Here is a 15939-nt window from a genome sequence, read left to right on the forward strand (position 1 = left end):
GGAGAACGAGGTGGCGCGCAAGACCATCCGGGCCCGGCGGCTGGGCCAGCAGCTGCGCAAGCTGCGTGAGATGGCGAAGTTGAGCCAGGACCAGCTGTGCGAGCGGCTCAACACCGAGCAACCGAAGAACGCGACCATCAGCCAGGGCCAGCTCTCCAAGATCGAAGCCGGAACACGACGGCTCGACGCCGAGCAGCTCGCGCGGATACTCCGCGAGCTCACCACCGACACCGAGACCGCACAGAAACTGGAAGAACTCCGCGCCCGCGCCGAGGAGCCAGGGTGGTGGAAGGAGTACGCCCCGTTCCTGCACGAGACCCTCGAACTGATGGTGGAACTCGGCGATGACGCCACCACCCTGCGCACCTACGACTCGATCTTCGTGCAGGGCCTACTGCAGACCGAGGACTACGCCCGCGCGGTCGTCGAGTCGGCGCGGGCCTGGGTCCGTCCCACGGCTGTCGACGACCTGGTCGAGCTGCGCATGCGCCGCCAGCAGCGACTTCACGAGACAGGGTTCGAGGGCCTGACCGCCGTCCTGACCGAGGCCACGCTGGAACAGCAGGTCGGTGGGCGTGCGGTCATGGCCGCACAGCTGCAGAAGCTGTGCCAGGTCGCCGAGGACGGCACCGCGGCCGTGCACGTGCTGGAGTTCGCCGCCGCACCATGGCCCGGATTCGGCGGATTCGTGATCTACGGTTTCCCCGGCGAGGAGGACACGGAGGTGGTGCAGGTCGACGGCGACCTCGGCGCGGGGATCTACGAGGACAAAGAGTCGATCAAGTCGCTGACCTACACCTTCAGCGCAGCCCTGGCCCAGGCCCTCTCCGGACGGGAATCGCTGGACAGGCTGCACGCGGCACACAAGAAATTGGACGAATGATGAGCGAATACAACCCGTACCCGCAGCTGTCCGACGAGCTCTACCACCAGCTCGCGCACGCCGAGCACGCCAAGCCAGTGGCCAGCGGTAACGGCGGCAGCTGCATCACGATCGCAGCCGTAGGCGGCCACATCTCCATCCAGGACGACAAGCTGCCCGCCGAGGAACGCCGCGCCCGCACGCAGATCTACACGCCCACCGAGCTCGCGGCCTTCATTGCCGACGCCAAGGCCGGCCGCTACGACCACCTGATCTGACCACTAGTCACATCAAGCGCCCGGGTGTTGTCCTCACCTCGACCTGCGATTGCGGGCTGCTACGGTCCGGAACAACGCACTGGGGGCATGGACAAAAGGGGTGCAGCCAGAGATGGCTCAGCAGGTTGTAGTGGAGCTCGTCGACGACCTCGACGGCACCGAAGCCGTCGAGACTGTCGAGTTCGGCCTCGACGGGGCTCGATACGAGATCGACCTCTCCGAGGACAACGCGTCCGAACTGCGTGACGCGCTCGCCCTCTACGTCGAACACGGCCGGCGCACAGGCGGTCGCCGCAGGGCCACGTCCCCGCGGAGCCCACGCCGCAACGGATCCGCGCCCTCCGCGCTGTCCCCGCGCGAAGAGAGCGCGAGCATCCGGGCATGGGCGCGCGGGCAGGGCTACGAAATCGCCGACCGCGGGCGCATCTCCGCCGCCATCGTCGCGGCCTACCGAGCGAGCGCCTCCCACTAGCGGTGGAGACTGCGATGGACGAACGCGTGTGGCGTGCCATGGTCACCGCGATCATGGAAGGACACGTCGAGGCCCTGCGCCTGGGTATGGTCATGAGACCAACGCTGAACGCGTTCGTCGACGGCAACCTGGTCGGCTACATCCAGCTGCGACCCGTCTACCGCGGTGAGGACGCGCACCTCGGCATCGCGAAGATGTCCGACTTCGCCGCGGCCGCCCGCGCCGACGAGATCATGGTCGCCTGGGAAACACAGGACATCGCCGGGGCGTGCGATCTACCAGCCCGCCACGCGGGTTCGGGGCTCAACATCGTCTGGGCCACAGCCGACCAGCAGATCCTCTAGGCCCGGAACTCCCGAAGCTGACCCGAAGTGCAAAGTAACCGGCGAGTAGCTTTCGGAGCTGCGTGCCGGTTCAGGGCGGGGGCTCAGTCGGTTGTCGTCGCTGGCTGTTCCGGCGTGCGTCGTATGCCGTCAGGTTGGCGGCAGCCGCAGTTCGGGTCTTCGCAGAACCGGGAACCGGTCAGGCTGAGCGGGTCATCGTGCATCGCGTCGATTGGCCGCTCGCAGTCGTTGGTGTGCAAGCCGGTGTTTTCACCGCAGAACGGGCAGGCATACAGGGTCATTGCGCCACTGTGACATCGGTGGCCGACATTTCGGGGCGTGAGGCTGCGCTCGTTCGGGCGTTCTGGCCGATGGGTTTTGCCGCTGGGGTATGTCGGGAAACGCTCGTTTGTCGACGGTTCGCGGTGATCAGCGGAAACCGCAGGTCACCACTGTCGAGAACTCGTGTCGGCTATCTATGTCGGCAAACCTCGTAGGGCGGTATTGTCGACACATGTTGATCGGCTACGGGCGGGTGTCGACCGCCGAGCAGAATCCGGTGCACCAGATCGACGCGCTGAGACGGGCCGGAGTACAGCGCGAGCGCATCTACATCGACACGGCCAGTGGGGCTAAGGCGTCGCGGCCGAAGCTGGACCTGGTGCTGTCGCTGCTGCGGGCCGGGGACACGCTGGTGGTGACTCGTCTGGATCGGCTGGGCCGCTCGGTCCAGCACTTGATCAACCTCGGTGCGCAGCTGCGCGAGCGAGAGGTCGGGTTGCAGGTGATAGAGCAGGGCATCGACACCGCCACGGCCGAGGGACGGGCGATGTTCGGGATGCTGTCAGTGCTGGCGGAGTTTCAGCGGGAGCTGATCGTGGCCAACACCCGCGACGGCCTGGCGGCCGCCCGTGCCCGCGGTCGCCAGGGTGGACGGCGGCCCAGGCTCACCCCGGCGCAGGTGCGGCAGGCCCAACGGCTCTACGACGAGGGCGAGCACACCGTCGCCGAGATCGCGGCGATGTTCGGCGTGCCCCGCTCCACCGTCTACGGGCACCTGGACAAGACCACCATCGGTACGCGCCCGAAAGCCGCGCGACGCTCTGCCGCGACCGCGGCCGAGCGGACGCCGAGCACGCCGCCGGCCCGCGGCGATCGCGGATCGGCGGACGGGGCAACGGGGCGGTGCCCGAGCTGCGGCGCCGAGGCCGGCCGCGGTGCACGCGACCGTTGGCAGCAGCGGCAGGACTTGGCGATCACCTGGCTCTACCCCGACCCGCAGCGGCCGGGCGCGGTGGTCGAACGGCGCCACTGCGCGGCCTGCCAGCCCCACAAGCAGGTCACGGTGCTGGAGTGCCCGCGGTGCAGGGATGGCCCGATGCTCGCCGGCGAGCTGGCACAGCAGGCCGACCCGCCGGCCGAGCCGGTGCGGGCGTGGTTGACCGAGCACGGCTGGCACGAGGACGAGCGGGGTTTGGTGTGCGGGGCTCACCCGGTGCGGGTGCCGGCGGGGAGCCCGCGGTGACCGCCCACACCACCGCGGCAGCGGCGCGGTTCGTTCGCCGGGTGTGGTTGCCCGCCGAGGCGGGCACCGGGCGGTACCCGTTCACGTTGCCGGCGGTGGCGTGGCTGGCCCGCAGTCAGGAGGGGCTGGAGTTGCCGGGCGGGGTGACGTTCCTGGTCGGGGAGAACGGGACGGGCAAGTCCACCCTGATCGAAGCCCTCGCCGTGGCCGCCGGGTTCAACCCGGAAGGCGGATCTCAGAATTTCCGGTTCGCCACCCGTGCCAGCGAGTCCTCGCTCGGCGACCAGCTGGTACTGACCTGGGGAACCCGCAAGCCGCGCACCGGGTTCTTCCTGCGCGCGGAGTCCTACTACAACGTCGCCTCCGAGATCGAACGCCTCGACGCCGAACCGGGTTCGCCGCTGCTGCCGGCCTACGGCGGAACCTCGCCGCATGAACGTTCCCACGGTGAGTCCTTTGTGGACCTGGTGACGCACCGGTTCGGGCCGGACGGGCTGTTCCTGTTGGACGAGCCGGAGGCGGCGTTGTCGGTGCGCGGCTGTATGGCCGTGCTGGCGCGGCTGGCCGAGCTGGCCGGGCAGGGCTGCCAAATCGTGGTAGCCACGCACTCACCTATCCTGCTGGCGCTGCCCGGCGCCACGATCTACGAGATCGGCGAGGACGGCGCGATCGAACCGGTGGACTATGACCAGGCGCTGCCGGTGCGCCTGACCCGCGAGTTCCTGGCCGCGCCGGATCGGTTCCTGCGTCACCTGCTCGCCGACGACGAGCCCTGACCACGTTGGTTTCGCGGCCGGGCGGTCAGTGGTGGAGGGCGGCCAGGACGCGCTCGGCGTTGTGGTGCAAGGGAATCGCGAGGTCGGGGTAGTCGCCGGAGTTGATGCGCAGCAGCATCCGCCCGGTCACGTACAGCTGGGCCAGCAGCCCGTCGCGTGCGTCGAGCTGCCCGGCGAACTCGCGGCGTACCCGCTCGGCCATGTCGGGCACGGCCAGGGTGTGCAGGTAGAGGGTGGCGGCGTCGAACCCGGCCGGCGCCAGCCCCCAGCCCTCCCAGTCGACCAGGGCGCACTCGGGGGCCATCAGGTTGGCCCAGTGCAGGTCGGTGTGCGCCGCGGCCCACGCGGTCACGGTCGGGTCGGGGACCCGATCGCCGAAGAACACCCGGATGCGGTGCGCGAGGTCGGCCTGGGTCAGGTGCACCCGCTGCGTGTGCGTGTCGGCGAGCCGGGCCAGCGACGAGCGGAGTCCGCACCACCACTCCTCGGGCAGCGGGAGCGATTCGCGCAGCTCGGGGGTGGCCGAGCAGTGCCGACCAGGCAGCAGGGTCATCAGCTCTGCCCGCAGCCGATACTCCCCGTCCGCCCATTCCCAGTGGCGCACCACCTCGGGCTTGGCCACCCCGGTGATCGCCGTCGTGGCGTCGGTGTTGCCGGTCCAGAAGTCCCCACCCGCGTACCGCTGCTGTTCGGAGACCACCCGCAGCCATCGGGCGCCCTCAGCGGTGGTGACCGGGGCGCTGATGGTGCGTTCCCGCCAACCGAACACCGGCTCGCCGGTCGCGGTGGCGCCAGCCTCGGCCGCGGCCTTGGCCAGCGTGGCGGCCAGCCACGCCTGGTGACCGGTCTCGGGGTGGAAGTCCAGCTGCGAAGACATACAGGTCAGACCCTAGTCAGTTGCGGACTCGTAAGGCGGCGAGTCCGCAGTGGGCGGCTTTGCGGCGAGGATCTTGCGGGCCCGAGTCATTGCCCGACGCTCGGCGTCACGCCCTCGCCGCAGTTCCCGACGCCGCGCCTCGTCGGCCTCCTCACCACGCCGCTTCGCCTCCCAGTAGGAGTCCGGCTGATGGGTGGGCATAACGGCAGTATCCCACCGATGCGCTGCGGAACACGGTGGGTCACGCGGCTACCGGCCGCGGTATTGCGGCCAGCACGAGTTCGGCTTGCAGGAGGTGGGGTTGCAGGTCGGGCTGCATCGTGGGGCGCAGTTGGGTTGGCAGGCGGGGTTGCAGTCCGGGTAACACGGCCGCGCCCCGGTCGGCCGGTCGCTGCGGGCGGCGAAGGCGGTGGCCAGCTCGTCGCGGATCCGGGTCGCTTCGGGGCTGGTGAGGATCGCGGCGAGTTCGGCGTCCAGGACGCTGCCGGCGGGCAGCCAGCGGGAGAACACGCACGGCCAGACCGCGCCGTCCGGGGAGATCGCGGCCACCCCGTCGCCGCAGCGCCCGCACAACTGCTCGGTGCTGGCGTGCTGGTCACGGATGCCGCGCCCGACCTGTCGCAGCTGGTCGTAGCCGATCTCGGTCACGCCCAGCGCGGCAAGCTCGGCTTGGGCCTGGTCGGCGCGCTGGCCGCCGCCGAGGTCGATCACGCCGGCGCGCAGCGGGATACCGCGCCGGATGGCCTCGGCGATGTTCGCCCTCGTCCGGGGGTGGCTGGGCCGGCCGGTGATGCCGGCGTGTTGGGCCGGGTCGTCGGAGTAGTAGCTGGTGGCCAGCGACACGCCCGATCGGGAGAACAGCTCCCACAGCTCGTCGGTGACGTGCACCAGGTTGGTGAACACCTCGACCACCAGGCCGCGGTACAGGGCGTGCTCGACCAGCTGCGGCAGGTCCGGATGCAGGGTCGGTTCCCCGCCGATGAACTGCACCATCTCCACCCCGAGCGCGGCGGCTTGGTCGAGCACCCGCAGCCAATCCGTGGTGGTCATCGCGCCATGCGTGCCGGACGGGCCGGATTCGGCGTAGCAGTGCCGGCATTCCAGCTGACACCGCCCGGTGATCTCCAACCACAGAAACGACGTCCCGCTCGCCGTACCCGCCACCGCGCACCTCCGAAGGATCGACCCACGCCTGTACCTGATGACCAGTGTGACGGAGCGCACCGACAAGAACACGTATCGCTGGATGGCGGGTTTACAGCACCGACTCGACCGCGCCGGGCCGGATCGTCGCCGGGGCGCTGAGATCGAGGCGGGTGTCCATGTCCAGGCGGAACCGGCCGTAGGGGTTCACATGGGACCAGAACAGCGGTGTGAGGGCACGGCGTTCGTTCTCGCCGATGCTGTCGTGGAACTCCGGCACTTCCAGCACGGCTTGCAGCAGCAGGGTGTTGATGTGCACCAGCGCGGACTGGAGCAGGTGCAGCGCGAGCATCGACACCTCGGCGTGCTCGCGGTCCGGGCCGGTGAGGTCGCCGTCCTTGCCGTAGAAGATCACGGTGTTGCCGGAGTTCCAGTTCTCCACGACCTGCAACCCGCCGTGCACCTCGCGGCGCAGTTCCGGTGCGGCGAGGTAGTCGCAGGCGAAGATCGTGCGCACCGCCCGGCCCAGCTCCTCCAGCGCCTGGTAGGTGGGGTGTTTCGGGCCGCCGCGGGTGAACCGGCGCAGGATCGACTCCGACTCCGCGGTGCCCAGCCGCAGTGCGGTGGCGTACTTGACCATCTGGTCGTACTGCTGGGCGATCAGCTCCCATCGGATCGGGCGCGTGAGCACCGGCCCGAGCTGCCCGTACGCCTCGGCGTCGTCCGGGCGGTAGAGCCGGATGGAGCCGATGTTCTTCAACCTCGGCAGCAGCCGGAACCCGAGCAGTTCGGTGAACGCGAACCCCACCACCGAGGCACCGTGGGTGTCGACATAGTTGGTGTCGATCTCGGCGTCGGTGCAGTGCCGCAACAACCCTTCGATCATCGCGGCGACCTCCGAGGAGGAGCAGTTCTTGAGCTGGCTGTAGATGCAGGTGGACCGGCGTTCGACGTGCCAGTAGATCATCACGCCCGGTCCGCCGTAGCGCTGGTGCCACTCGGTCATCAGGTTCGATTCCCACGACCCGAACTTCTTGCTGTCCGAGGCGCAGGCGGTACCCGAGCCCCACCAGTGCGGGTCACGCGCCTCGAACGTCGCGTTCACGAGCTTGGCGATCGCGCGGCGTAGGTTGTCGCGGGTGATGAAGTGCCGGCGCACGTGCCGCAGCGCGGCCTCGGTCTCGCCGTGCTCGCCGGTGGCCACGATGGCCTTGACGCCCATGTTCGTGCCCAGCGCGAACAGGCACAGGAGCAGTCTGCGCCGCAGGGTGTCCCGGTCGATCACCTCGCGGGAGGCCACCGAGGTGAATTCGGTGGTGAACTCGGCCAGGAAGTCCGAGTCCTTCAACACGTCGAGCAGGTCGAGGGTGCCCCACCGCCGGGATACTTCGTCCTTGATCGCCTGGAGGCGCTGCGGTTCGGGCAGCGGGTCGAGCTTGGGCACGGTGATCCACGGTTCCCCGCGCCGGCTGGTGATGCGCACTCCGCCCGCCGATCCGTCCAGCAGCGCCCGGTCCAACCGGCCCAGCGCGGCGCTCATCCGGTGTTGCAGGCCGGTGATGAACGCGGTCGGGTCGGTCGGTTGGCGCAGCGCGGCGTAGTGCACCTCGCGGCTGGCCTCGAAATCACCGGGCAGGTCCTCCTCCGGGTTGCGCCACCGGTTTCCCCCGACGACGTAGATTTCCCGGCGCCGCAACGCATCCCGCAACACCACCAGCACGCACAACTCGTACGGGATGCGCTCGACGCGGCCCTTGTCGTCGACCACCGCCTCCTGCCACGCCTTGGGTACCACCCCGCCGATCGGCACCGTCGCACCATCGGCGTAGAAGCGGGTCTTGCCATCCGTACTCGCGTACCGGGCCAGCAGGTCCAGCGCCTGCATCACCGGCCGGTAGGCGGTGTTGTTGCAGCGGAACTCCAGCGCCGCCAGCAATGGCGGCAGCATCCGCCGGTAGTGATTCGAGTACGACGAACGCAGCACGGTGCGCACCCGCGCCTGGAACACCTGCTCGTTGGCCTTTGCCTCGCGCACCAGCTCGCGCAGCGTCTTCTCACCCACCACCGGAAACAACGCCTCCCGGACCAGTTCGTCCGGGTGCTCGACGGCGGCCTCGGCCAGCCGGAACAGGATGCCCTCCTTGCCCCGCACCCGCCGCAAATCCTCGGTCAGCTCCCGCTCCACCCGCCGATCCGCCCGCGTGTTGATCTTGTGGATCAGCCCGATCAGCAAATCGACCAGCGCGTCGGTGATCTCCGCGGCCCGCACCCAGCACAACGCCGCCAGCAGGGTCAACCGCACCGGCCGGGGCGCCGCCCGCAGATCCGAGGGATAGGAGCGGGCCGCGCGAGCACGCCACGCCTCCACCAGCTTCTCCGAGGCGTCCGCGAACAGCTCCGCCGGCAAGCCGAGTTCGCGGACCGCGGTGAGCTTGTCGATCTCCCGCAGCAGCGTCTCCAACCCGACCTGGCCGGGGTCGGCCTTCAACTCAGCCAGCAGCCCACCCCGACCCGGCGTGCCCTCGTCGCCGAGCAGCGCCTCCAGCCGCCCGGCGCACTCGGCGTCCAGCCGAGAGGCCGTCAGCGTGCAGAAGCGTTTCTCGAACGCCGTCCGCGCCGAGCCGACGATCCGGTCGATCCGGCCCGGCGGCTCGACCTTCTCGGTGCGGCAGCGCACCAGCAGCGCCTCACGCAGCTGCTCGTCCCGCAGCTCGACCGGGCAGACCTCCTCGGCCAGCCACCCGGCGAGTTTGTCCTCATCGCCGCGGGTGAACTCGCGGAACCCGAAAGCCGCACGCACCTGCTCGCGGTGGTACTTGATCGCCCGCCCCGACCAGTCGTAGCCGGTGAACACCTCCGGGTCCAGCTTCAGCTGCTCGGCCAGATACGCCACCGCCGCCGATGGCACCTCCCCGGCCGAACGCGGGAACCGCGCCTCGATCTCGAAGAACTTCAGCAACACCGCGAACCCCAGCCGGGTGGCGCCGGTCTTGTTGCCCACCAGCGACCAGTCCTCGCCGACCAGCGTCCACGACCCCACCAGCTCGTCGTCCGACCACTCCATCCGCATGACCTCGGACCCTAGAAGACGGGTGTAACCCAGGTCACACCGCGTCGCCTACTCGCCGGTTACCTTGCACTTCGGGTCAGCTTCGGGAGTTCCGGGCCATCATCGAACGCGAGACGCGGCCACGGCACCAGGGGCGCCGGGCGGAGAGTCCCGGGGAATCATCCAGTGTGTCCGTCCGGAGCGGACACGATGACGGCCGGGGGCGGGAGGGTTTTCCCCCGCCCCCGGCCGTCGGATCCGGACCCGGTCAGCGCTCGTAGGTGGCGGTGATCGTGGCCCGCGCCAGGGTGTGCGAGAACAGGTTGAACCCGAGGAACGCCGGCGAGGCGCCCTTGGGGATGCCCAGCGTGGGCACGTCGACGGCGTGCACGACGAAGTAGTAGTGGTGCACGCCGTGCCCCTCGGGCGGTGCCGCGCCGAGGTACTGGTGGATCCCCGCGTCGTTGGCGAGCGCGAGCGCACCCTCCGGGAGCGTGGTGGAGCCGGGGTCCCCGGCCCCCGCGGGGAGCTCCGTGACGCCGACCGGGAGGTCGGCGACCGCCCAGTGCCAGAACCCGCTGCCGGTCGGGGCGTCGGGGTCGAAGCAGGTGACGGCGAAGCTGCGGGTCGCGGACGGGAAGTCGCGCCAGCTCAGCTGCGGGGACCGGTCCTGTCCCCCGGCGCCCATGATCCCGCTGACCTGCGGCGCCGACAGCGGGACACCGTCGGAGATGTCGGTGCTGGTCAGCGTGAACGTCGGGACCTCGGGCAGGAACAGGTACGGGTCGGGTGGCGCCGAGGCGGGCGCGGTGCTGGTGGCCATGTGTTCTCCAGGGATCTCGGAAGGTCGGTGCTCAGGAGCGGGCCGTGCGGTACTGGCCGGCGATGTACTCCGCCTGGCGGATGGCGAGGGCCACGATCGTGAGCGTCGGGTTGGCCGCGCCACCGGTGGTGAACACGCTGCCGTCGGACACGAACAGGTTCGGCACGTCGTGTGCGCGGCCGAACCGGTCGACCACGCCGTCGCCCGGGCGCTGGCTCATCCGGCAGGTGCCCAGGTTGTGCGTCGACGGGTACGGCGGGGTCTCGATGGTGTTCGTGGCCCCGACCGCCTTGTAGACGGCCGCGCCCTGCTGGTGCCCGTGCCGGCGCATCAGCACGTCGTTCGGGTGGTCGTCGAAGTGCACGTTCGCGGCGGGGAGCCCGTACTCGTCGACCGTCTCGGACAGTGTGACGCGGTTGGACTCCTGCGGCATGTCCTCACCGACGATCCACATGCCGGCGGTGTTGAGGTACTTGTCGACGACGTCGGTCAGCGCAGGCCCCCAGCTCCCGGGGGCGACGAACTTGCCGAAGAACGCCGGGCCCAGCGCGATCGTCTGCATGTAGTAGCCGCCGGCGAAGCCCCGGTCGGTGTCCAGACGCGCCTCGTCGCCGATCACACCGGCCATCGTCTCGCCCCGGTACATCCGCACCGGCTTGTCGAACTGGCCCCACACGGTGCCGGTGGTGTGGCGCATGTAGTTGCGCCCGACCTGCCCGGACGAGTTCGCCAGCCCGTCGGGGAACTGGGTCGACGCCGAGAGCAGCAGCAGCCGGGCCGTCTCGATCGAGTTGCCCGCCACGCAGACCACGGCGGCGCGCTGGCGGCGCAGGGTGCCGTTGCGGTCGACGTAGAGCACGCCGGTCGCCCGCCCGTCGGTGTCGTGCAGGATCTGCGCGACGTGGCTGTCCGCGCGCAGGTCCAGGTTGCCGGTGGCCTCGGCCTTGGGCAGCTCGGCCACGAGCGTCGACCACTTCGAGCCGTGCTTGTCACCCTGGAAGTTGAAGCCGTCCTGGACGGTCGCGGGGCGGCCGTCGTAGGGCTCGGCGTTGGTGGCGTACGGGCCGGTGGCGTAGTCCCGGTAGCCCACCTTCTCCGCACCGTTGGCGAAGACCTTGTAGTTGTTGTTCGCCGGCAGCGGCGGGCGGCCGTGCCGGTGGCTGACCCCCATCTTGATCTCGGCCTGGTCGTAGTACGGCTCGAGCTCGGACAGCGTGATCGGCCAGTCCAGCAGGCTGGCGCCGTCGACGTCGCCGTAGGCGGTGCGCGCGGCGAGCTCGTGCGCCTTGAACCGCGGGCAGGCACCGGCCCAGTGGGTCGTCGTGCCGCCGACGGCCTTCACGATCCACGCCGGCAGGTTCGGGAAGTCCTTGGCGATCGCCCAGCTCCCCGACGTCGTCCGGGGGTCGGTCCAGGCCATCTGGCCGAAGGCCTTCCACTCGTCGTTGTGGTAGTCCTCCCCCGTCAGGTGCGGGCCGGCCTCCAGCACGACGGTCTTGAAGCCGCGCTTGCACAGCTCGTGGGCCAGGGTTCCGCCGCCGGCACCGGAGCCGACGACGACCACCACGTCGGAGTCGTCGTAGTCGAAGCGGGTCATGCCGAGGCCTCCTCGTAGCTCTCGATGCGGGGGTCGGGCAGCCAGTCCAGGTCGTCGAACCCGCGGTTGAGGTAGCCGCCCTGGTCGTAGGACGCGCCCTCGTAGCCGAGGACGTCCCAGACCTCGTGGTCGTCGTAGAGCGCGACGACGGCGACGTCGAGGATCCCGGCGAAGAACGGGGTGTCGGCGATGCCGCGCAGCACGACCGCCGCCGTCTCCCGGTCCAGCTCGGAGAACGGGACCTCGCGCTGCTGGTCCAGATCGCGCAACCCCTGCACCAGCAGTGCCTGCAGCCGGGGGCTCGCCGCTGCCGCGTCGATCACCGCCTGCGCGGTCCGCTCGTACGGCCCGGAGGGGAACGTGTCGTGCGGGAACGCCGCCCGCAACAGGTCGACCAGCGTCCTGCGCTGGGAGTCGGACAGAAGGGTACTCACCGTTGAATTCCTTTCGCGGGTTTTTCAGAGAAGACTTTCAGGGCAGAATTCACCGCGGAACGAATCCGGCACGCGCCGGTCCAATCCGTTCCTCGGTTTCGGTTGTGTCGGATCAGCGGGCGGGTTCCTCCGTGTGACCTCGGATCCCGTACACCTCGATCCGGCGGTAGAGCGTGGCCCGACTGATCCCGAGCCGGGCCGCGGCCTGGCTCATCGTCGTCCCCGGTTCGGCGAGACAACGCACGATCTCGTCGCGCTCGACCATCTCGATGCGCGACAGGACCCGGCGCGGTGCCCCGCAGGACAGCTCGGACGGCAGGTGCCGGACGTCGATCACGTCGCTGCGCGACGCGGCGGCGTCCACGACCGTGCGCAGCTGCTCGACGTTGCCCGGCCAGTGGTACGCGGTCAAGCACCGCCGCGCCGCCGCGGTGAAGCGGACCTCGCGGTGCCGCCGTTTCGCGGCGAACGCGGTGGCCATCGGCATGACGTCCTCGCAGCGGTGCCGCAGCGGCGGCAGCTCGACGTAGGTGTCGACCAGCGGCCGCAGCGGCGCCGGGACCCCGGCCGCGTTGCGCGCGGTGAGGGCGAACCCGGGGCGCCGGCCGGCCGGCCCGGTCGCCGGCTGCTCGAGGACGCTGCGCAGCTCGGTCGCGACCCACGAGGTGAGCTCGTCGGCGCGGCTGACCACCACCCCGGTGGCCTCCTTGTCCAGTTCCGGGGTCCACAGGTCGAGCCACGCGGGGGTGTCCTGGACGGTCGGCGGCCGCGCCACCAGGACCCGGTCGTGCGGGCGGGTCCGGGACAGGGCGTCGGTCAGCAGCGTGGTGCGGCCGGCCCCGTCCTCGCCGACGACCGCGACCACCCGTCCGGCCTCCAGCGCCGTCTCGACCTCGGCCGCCGCGGCCCGCCACTGCGGCGACCGCGGGGCCACCGCCGCCGCGGGCGGGCGCAGATGGACCCGGAAGACCTGCCCCTGCGCGGCCGGTCGCGGAGCCCGCCCGTTGTGCCGGGCGAGCATCAGCGCCGACGTGCTGCCCGCGGCGCTCTGGGCCAGCGCCAGCAGCAGTTTGTCCGACTGCTGCGACCAGGTCGTCAGGTTCACGGTGCCCGCCAGTTCCCCGGTGACCGGGTCCGTGACGGGCGCGGCGGCGCAGGTGTAGCCCCACAGGCCGGTGCAGAAGTGCTGGTCGGCGCGGACCAGCGATGGGGCCCGGTCGGCCAGCGCCAGGCCCAGCCCGGTCGTGCCGGCCTCCCGCTCGCCGTAGTCGAAACCGGGTGCGAGGTAGACCGAGTCGAGCGCCGCGAGGAGCGACCGCTCGTGGCAGAGCCGGTTGAGTACGACGCCGTCCGGGTCGGTGAGCATGAGGCTGATCGGCTCGTTCGCGAGCGTCTCCAGCAACCCACCGAGGACCTCCACTCCGCACCGGTAGAACAACGACTCGTCGTCGACGGCCCCGCAGAACGACGGCGCGACCTCGTCCAGCGACGCGCCGAACGCAGCGCTGCGCTGCCACGACGCGGCGATCCGGTCCGGCACCGCGAGCCCCGTGCCGACCCCGGTCGTCCGTGCGATCTGCTCCCGTTCCGAGAGCCCGGCCGAGCTGTCCATTGCCTGTCGAACCTCCGAGGCGTCGTCGCGCTCATCAGCTCCGCCGACTGTGACACACACGATCCGCCTCGTGCCCAGGATCGGCGTCTCAGCCTGAGACAAGATCGACTCGGGGTCGCTCAGCCTCCCGAACGGGCGAGCAGCGGGATGCGCCCGCCGGCGAGGACGGCCTCGACCTGACCGGGCGACAGGCTGTGCCGCAACCGGAACTCGGCGCCGTCGTCGTCGGTCGCCGTGATCTCCTCGGTGTCGGGGAGTCCGCGCAGGTCACGCAGGTGCAGGACGGTGCCGTCGGTGATCCGGTCGAGGTCGGCCGGATCGGTGAACTCGAGGGCGAGGATCCCGAAGTTGGCCAGGTTCTGCCAGTGGATGCGGGCGTACGAGCGGGCGACGACGACGGCGAGGCCGAGGTGGCGCGGCGTGATGGCGGCGTGCTCGCGCGAGGACCCCTGCCCGTAGTTGTCCCCCGCCACGACGGCGTGCGGGCCGGTGCCGCGGGCGCGCTCGGGGTAGTCCGCGTCGATCCGGGTGAACGTGAACTCCGCCAGCTGGGGGACGTTCGAGCGGAACGGCAACGCCTTCGCCCCGGCCGGGGAGATCTCGTCGGTGGACACGTTGTCGCCCATCCGCAGCAGCACCGGAAGGTCGAGGGTGTCGGGCAGCGGCGGGAAGTCCGGCAGCCCGGAGATGTTCGGCCCGCGCACGAGCTCCTGCTGCCGGGCCTGCTCGACCGGCGGGGGCGCGACCAGCATGTCGGTGTTGACCGACGCCTCGGCGGGCAGATCCGGGGCCGCGTCGGCGAGACCGAGCTTCTCGGCGAGGTCGCGGGGGTCGGTGACGACGCCGGTGAGGGCGGCGGCCGCGGCCGTTTCCGGCGAGCACAGCCACACCGCGTCCTCCGGGGTGCCGGAGCGGCCCGGGAAGTTGCGCGGGAACGTCCGCAGCGAGTTGTGCCCGCTCGCCGGTGCCTGCCCCATCCCGATGCAGCCCATGCAGCCCGCCTGGTGGATGCGGGCGCCCGCGGCGATCAGGTCGAACGTGGCGCCCATCCTCGTCAGGTCCGAGAAGATCTCCCGCGACGACGGGTTGACGTCGAAGCTGACCGCGTCGTTCGTCTGCCGGCCGCGCACCATCTGCGCGGCCACCGCGAAGTCGCGCAGGCCGGGGTTGGCCGAGGAGCCGATGACGACCTGCCCGACCGGCTCGCCGGCGACCTCGCGGACCGGCACCACGTTGTCCGGCGACGACGGCTTCGCGATCAACGGCTCCAGCGTGGACAGGTCGATCTCGTCGGTGACGTCGTACTCCGCGCCCTCCTCCGCAGCCAGCGGGCGGTGGTCCCCGGCGCGGCCCTCCGCGCGCAGGAACTCCTCGACGCGCTCGTCGGCGGGGAAGACGCTGGTGGTGGCACCCAGCTCGGCGCCCATGTTCGCGATCACGTGCCGGTCCATCGCGCTCAGCCCGGCCAGGCCCGGCCCGTGGTACTCGATCACGCGGTTGAGTCCGCCGGAGACGCCGTGCCGGCGCAGCATCTCCAGGATCACGTCCTTGGCCGACACCCACGGCGGCAGCTCACCGGTCAGCCGCACGCCCCAGACCTGCGGCATCCGGATCCGCAGCGGCTCGCCGGCGATCGCGAAGGCGACCTCGAGGCCGCCGACCCCGATCGCGAGCATGCCGAGCGACCCCGCCGCGCAGGTGTGCGAGTCGGAGCCGACCATCGTGGTGCCGGGCCTGCCGAAGCGCTGCATGTGCGTGGGGTGCGAGACCCCGTTGCCCGGCTTGGAGAACCAGAGCCCGAAGCGGCGGGCCGCGGTCCGGAGGAACTCGTGGTCCTCGGCGTTGCGCTCGTCGGCCTGCAGCAGGTTGTGGTCGACGTACTGGACGCTGACCTCGGTGCGGGCCCGGTCCAGCCCGAGGGCCTCGAGCTCCTGCATCACCAGCGTGCCGGTGGCGTCCTGGGTCAGGGTCTGGTCGATCCGCAGCCCGATCTCCCGGCCCGGCACCGGGTCGCCGGAGACGAGGTGCTCGTCGATGAGCTGGCGGGTCAGCGTCCGGGGCATCGGTCCTCCCTGCTACGGCGGCTCTCGGTACCGGGGTTCCCGTTTCCGGCGGGGTCACGCACGCCGGTCGCGCAGTTCGCTCCACGGTGGTTGCACGGCGACCGC

At 70.7% G+C, this 15939-nt stretch carries 15 protein-coding genes; 6 read left to right on the forward strand and 9 right to left on the reverse strand.

What is annotated here, in order from left to right; all coding sequences use genetic code 11:
- The 4 genes from DI005_RS06345 to DI005_RS06360 all read left to right on the forward strand — a co-directional run.
- The coding region (locus DI005_RS06345) for a helix-turn-helix transcriptional regulator (protein ID WP_147263823.1) at positions 1–883 on the forward strand (883 nt) is incomplete at its 5' end.
- Positions 880–1140: a DUF397 domain-containing protein gene (locus DI005_RS06350; protein ID WP_147263824.1), complete on the forward strand. Its 261-nt coding sequence runs from the start codon at positions 880–882 to the stop codon at positions 1138–1140. The genes DI005_RS06345 and DI005_RS06350, both read left to right, overlap by 4 nt.
- 112 nt (positions 1141–1252) lie before the next feature.
- Positions 1253–1612: an Lsr2 family protein gene (locus DI005_RS06355; protein ID WP_113641517.1), complete on the forward strand. Its 360-nt coding sequence runs from the start codon at positions 1253–1255 to the stop codon at positions 1610–1612.
- A 14-nt stretch (positions 1613–1626) separates the two neighbouring features.
- Positions 1627–1956, forward strand: a complete 330-nt coding sequence (locus tag DI005_RS06360) for a hypothetical protein (protein WP_113641518.1) — start codon at positions 1627–1629, stop codon at positions 1954–1956.
- An 83-nt stretch (positions 1957–2039) separates the two neighbouring features.
- On the opposite strand, the gene DI005_RS37885 is transcribed toward DI005_RS06360, so the two are convergent.
- A complete protein-coding gene (locus tag DI005_RS37885) occupies positions 2040–2237 on the reverse strand; it encodes a hypothetical protein (protein ID WP_147263825.1) in 198 nt (65 codons plus the stop codon).
- Between the two features lie 212 nt (positions 2238–2449).
- Here DI005_RS37885 and DI005_RS06365 point away from each other — a divergent pair, with 212 nt between their 5' ends.
- Both DI005_RS06365 and DI005_RS06370 read left to right on the forward strand, forming a co-directional pair.
- Positions 2450–3460: a recombinase family protein gene (locus DI005_RS06365; RefSeq protein ID WP_113641519.1), complete on the forward strand. Its 1011-nt coding sequence runs from the start codon at positions 2450–2452 to the stop codon at positions 3458–3460.
- On the forward strand, positions 3457–4236 hold the full coding sequence (locus DI005_RS06370) for an AAA family ATPase (RefSeq protein ID WP_113641547.1): 780 nt from the start codon (positions 3457–3459) through the stop codon (positions 4234–4236). The genes DI005_RS06365 and DI005_RS06370 overlap by 4 nt, the downstream gene beginning before the upstream one ends.
- A 25-nt stretch (positions 4237–4261) precedes the next feature.
- Here DI005_RS06370 and DI005_RS06375 read toward each other — a convergent pair whose 3' ends face one another.
- The 8 genes from DI005_RS06375 to DI005_RS06410 form a co-directional block, all read right to left on the reverse strand.
- A complete protein-coding gene (locus DI005_RS06375) occupies positions 4262–5113 on the reverse strand; it encodes an aminoglycoside phosphotransferase (protein WP_199542552.1) in 852 nt (283 codons plus the stop codon).
- Positions 5114–5362: 249 nt separating this feature from the next.
- Positions 5363–6277 carry a radical SAM protein gene (locus tag DI005_RS06380; RefSeq protein WP_199542554.1) on the reverse strand — a complete coding sequence of 305 codons (915 nt, stop codon included), beginning with the start codon at positions 6275–6277 and terminating at the stop codon, positions 5363–5365.
- 91 nt (positions 6278–6368) lie between these two features.
- The gene (locus tag DI005_RS06385) at positions 6369–9326 is read right to left on the reverse strand and encodes a Tn3 family transposase (RefSeq protein WP_113641520.1); all 2958 of its coding nucleotides are present in this window, start codon (positions 9324–9326) and stop codon (positions 6369–6371) included.
- A gap of 247 nt (positions 9327–9573) precedes the next feature.
- The gene (locus tag DI005_RS06390) at positions 9574–10128 is read right to left on the reverse strand and encodes a YbhB/YbcL family Raf kinase inhibitor-like protein (RefSeq protein ID WP_093354225.1); all 555 of its coding nucleotides are present in this window, start codon (positions 10126–10128) and stop codon (positions 9574–9576) included.
- 31 nt (positions 10129–10159) lie between these two features.
- Positions 10160–11725, reverse strand: coding sequence for a GMC family oxidoreductase (locus DI005_RS06395; protein ID WP_113641521.1), 1566 nt, complete (start codon positions 11723–11725; stop codon positions 10160–10162).
- The gene (locus tag DI005_RS06400; RefSeq protein ID WP_093354235.1) at positions 11722–12159 is read right to left on the reverse strand and encodes a hypothetical protein; all 438 of its coding nucleotides are present in this window, start codon (positions 12157–12159) and stop codon (positions 11722–11724) included. Before DI005_RS06400 ends, DI005_RS06395 begins: the two co-directional genes overlap by 4 nt.
- 112 nt (positions 12160–12271) lie before the next feature.
- Positions 12272–13771 (reverse strand): helix-turn-helix domain-containing protein, encoded by a 1500-nt coding sequence (locus tag DI005_RS06405; RefSeq protein WP_113641522.1) that lies wholly within the window; start codon positions 13769–13771, stop codon positions 12272–12274.
- 119 nt (positions 13772–13890) lie between these two features.
- Entirely contained in the window at positions 13891–15834 is a 1944-nt protein-coding gene (locus DI005_RS06410) for an aconitate hydratase (protein WP_113641523.1), read from the reverse strand.
- Positions 15835–15939 lie beyond the last annotated feature (105 nt).

This window comes from Prauserella sp. PE36, from assembly GCF_003311655.1.
GTDB classification, from domain to species: Bacteria; Actinomycetota; Actinomycetes; order Mycobacteriales; family Pseudonocardiaceae; genus Prauserella_A; species Prauserella_A endophytica.

Bases quoted from the DNA above. Each gene is read 5' to 3' on its own strand.
- DI005_RS06405 (WP_113641522.1), bottom strand. From the start codon at position 13,771: ATGGACAGCTCGGCCGGGCTCTCGGAACGGGAGCAGATCGCACGGACG.
- DI005_RS06365 (WP_113641519.1), top strand. From the start codon at position 2,450: ATGTTGATCGGCTACGGGCGGGTGTCGACCGCCGAGCAGAATCCGGTG.
- DI005_RS06385 (WP_113641520.1), bottom strand. From the start codon at position 9,326: ATGCGGATGGAGTGGTCGGACGACGAGCTGGTGGGGTCGTGGACGCTG.
- DI005_RS06355 (WP_113641517.1), top strand. From the start codon at position 1,253: ATGGCTCAGCAGGTTGTAGTGGAGCTCGTCGACGACCTCGACGGCACC.
- DI005_RS06410 (WP_113641523.1), bottom strand. From the start codon at position 15,834: ATGCCCCGGACGCTGACCCGCCAGCTCATCGACGAGCACCTCGTCTCC.
- DI005_RS06375 (WP_199542552.1), bottom strand. From the start codon at position 5,113: ATGTCTTCGCAGCTGGACTTCCACCCCGAGACCGGTCACCAGGCGTGG.
- DI005_RS37885 (WP_147263825.1), bottom strand. From the start codon at position 2,237: ATGACCCTGTATGCCTGCCCGTTCTGCGGTGAAAACACCGGCTTGCAC.
- DI005_RS06395 (WP_113641521.1), bottom strand. From the start codon at position 11,725: ATGACCCGCTTCGACTACGACGACTCCGACGTGGTGGTCGTCGTCGGC.
- DI005_RS06350 (WP_147263824.1), top strand. From the start codon at position 880: ATGATGAGCGAATACAACCCGTACCCGCAGCTGTCCGACGAGCTCTAC.
- DI005_RS06360 (WP_113641518.1), top strand. From the start codon at position 1,627: ATGGACGAACGCGTGTGGCGTGCCATGGTCACCGCGATCATGGAAGGA.
- DI005_RS06390 (WP_093354225.1), bottom strand. From the start codon at position 10,128: ATGGCCACCAGCACCGCGCCCGCCTCGGCGCCACCCGACCCGTACCTG.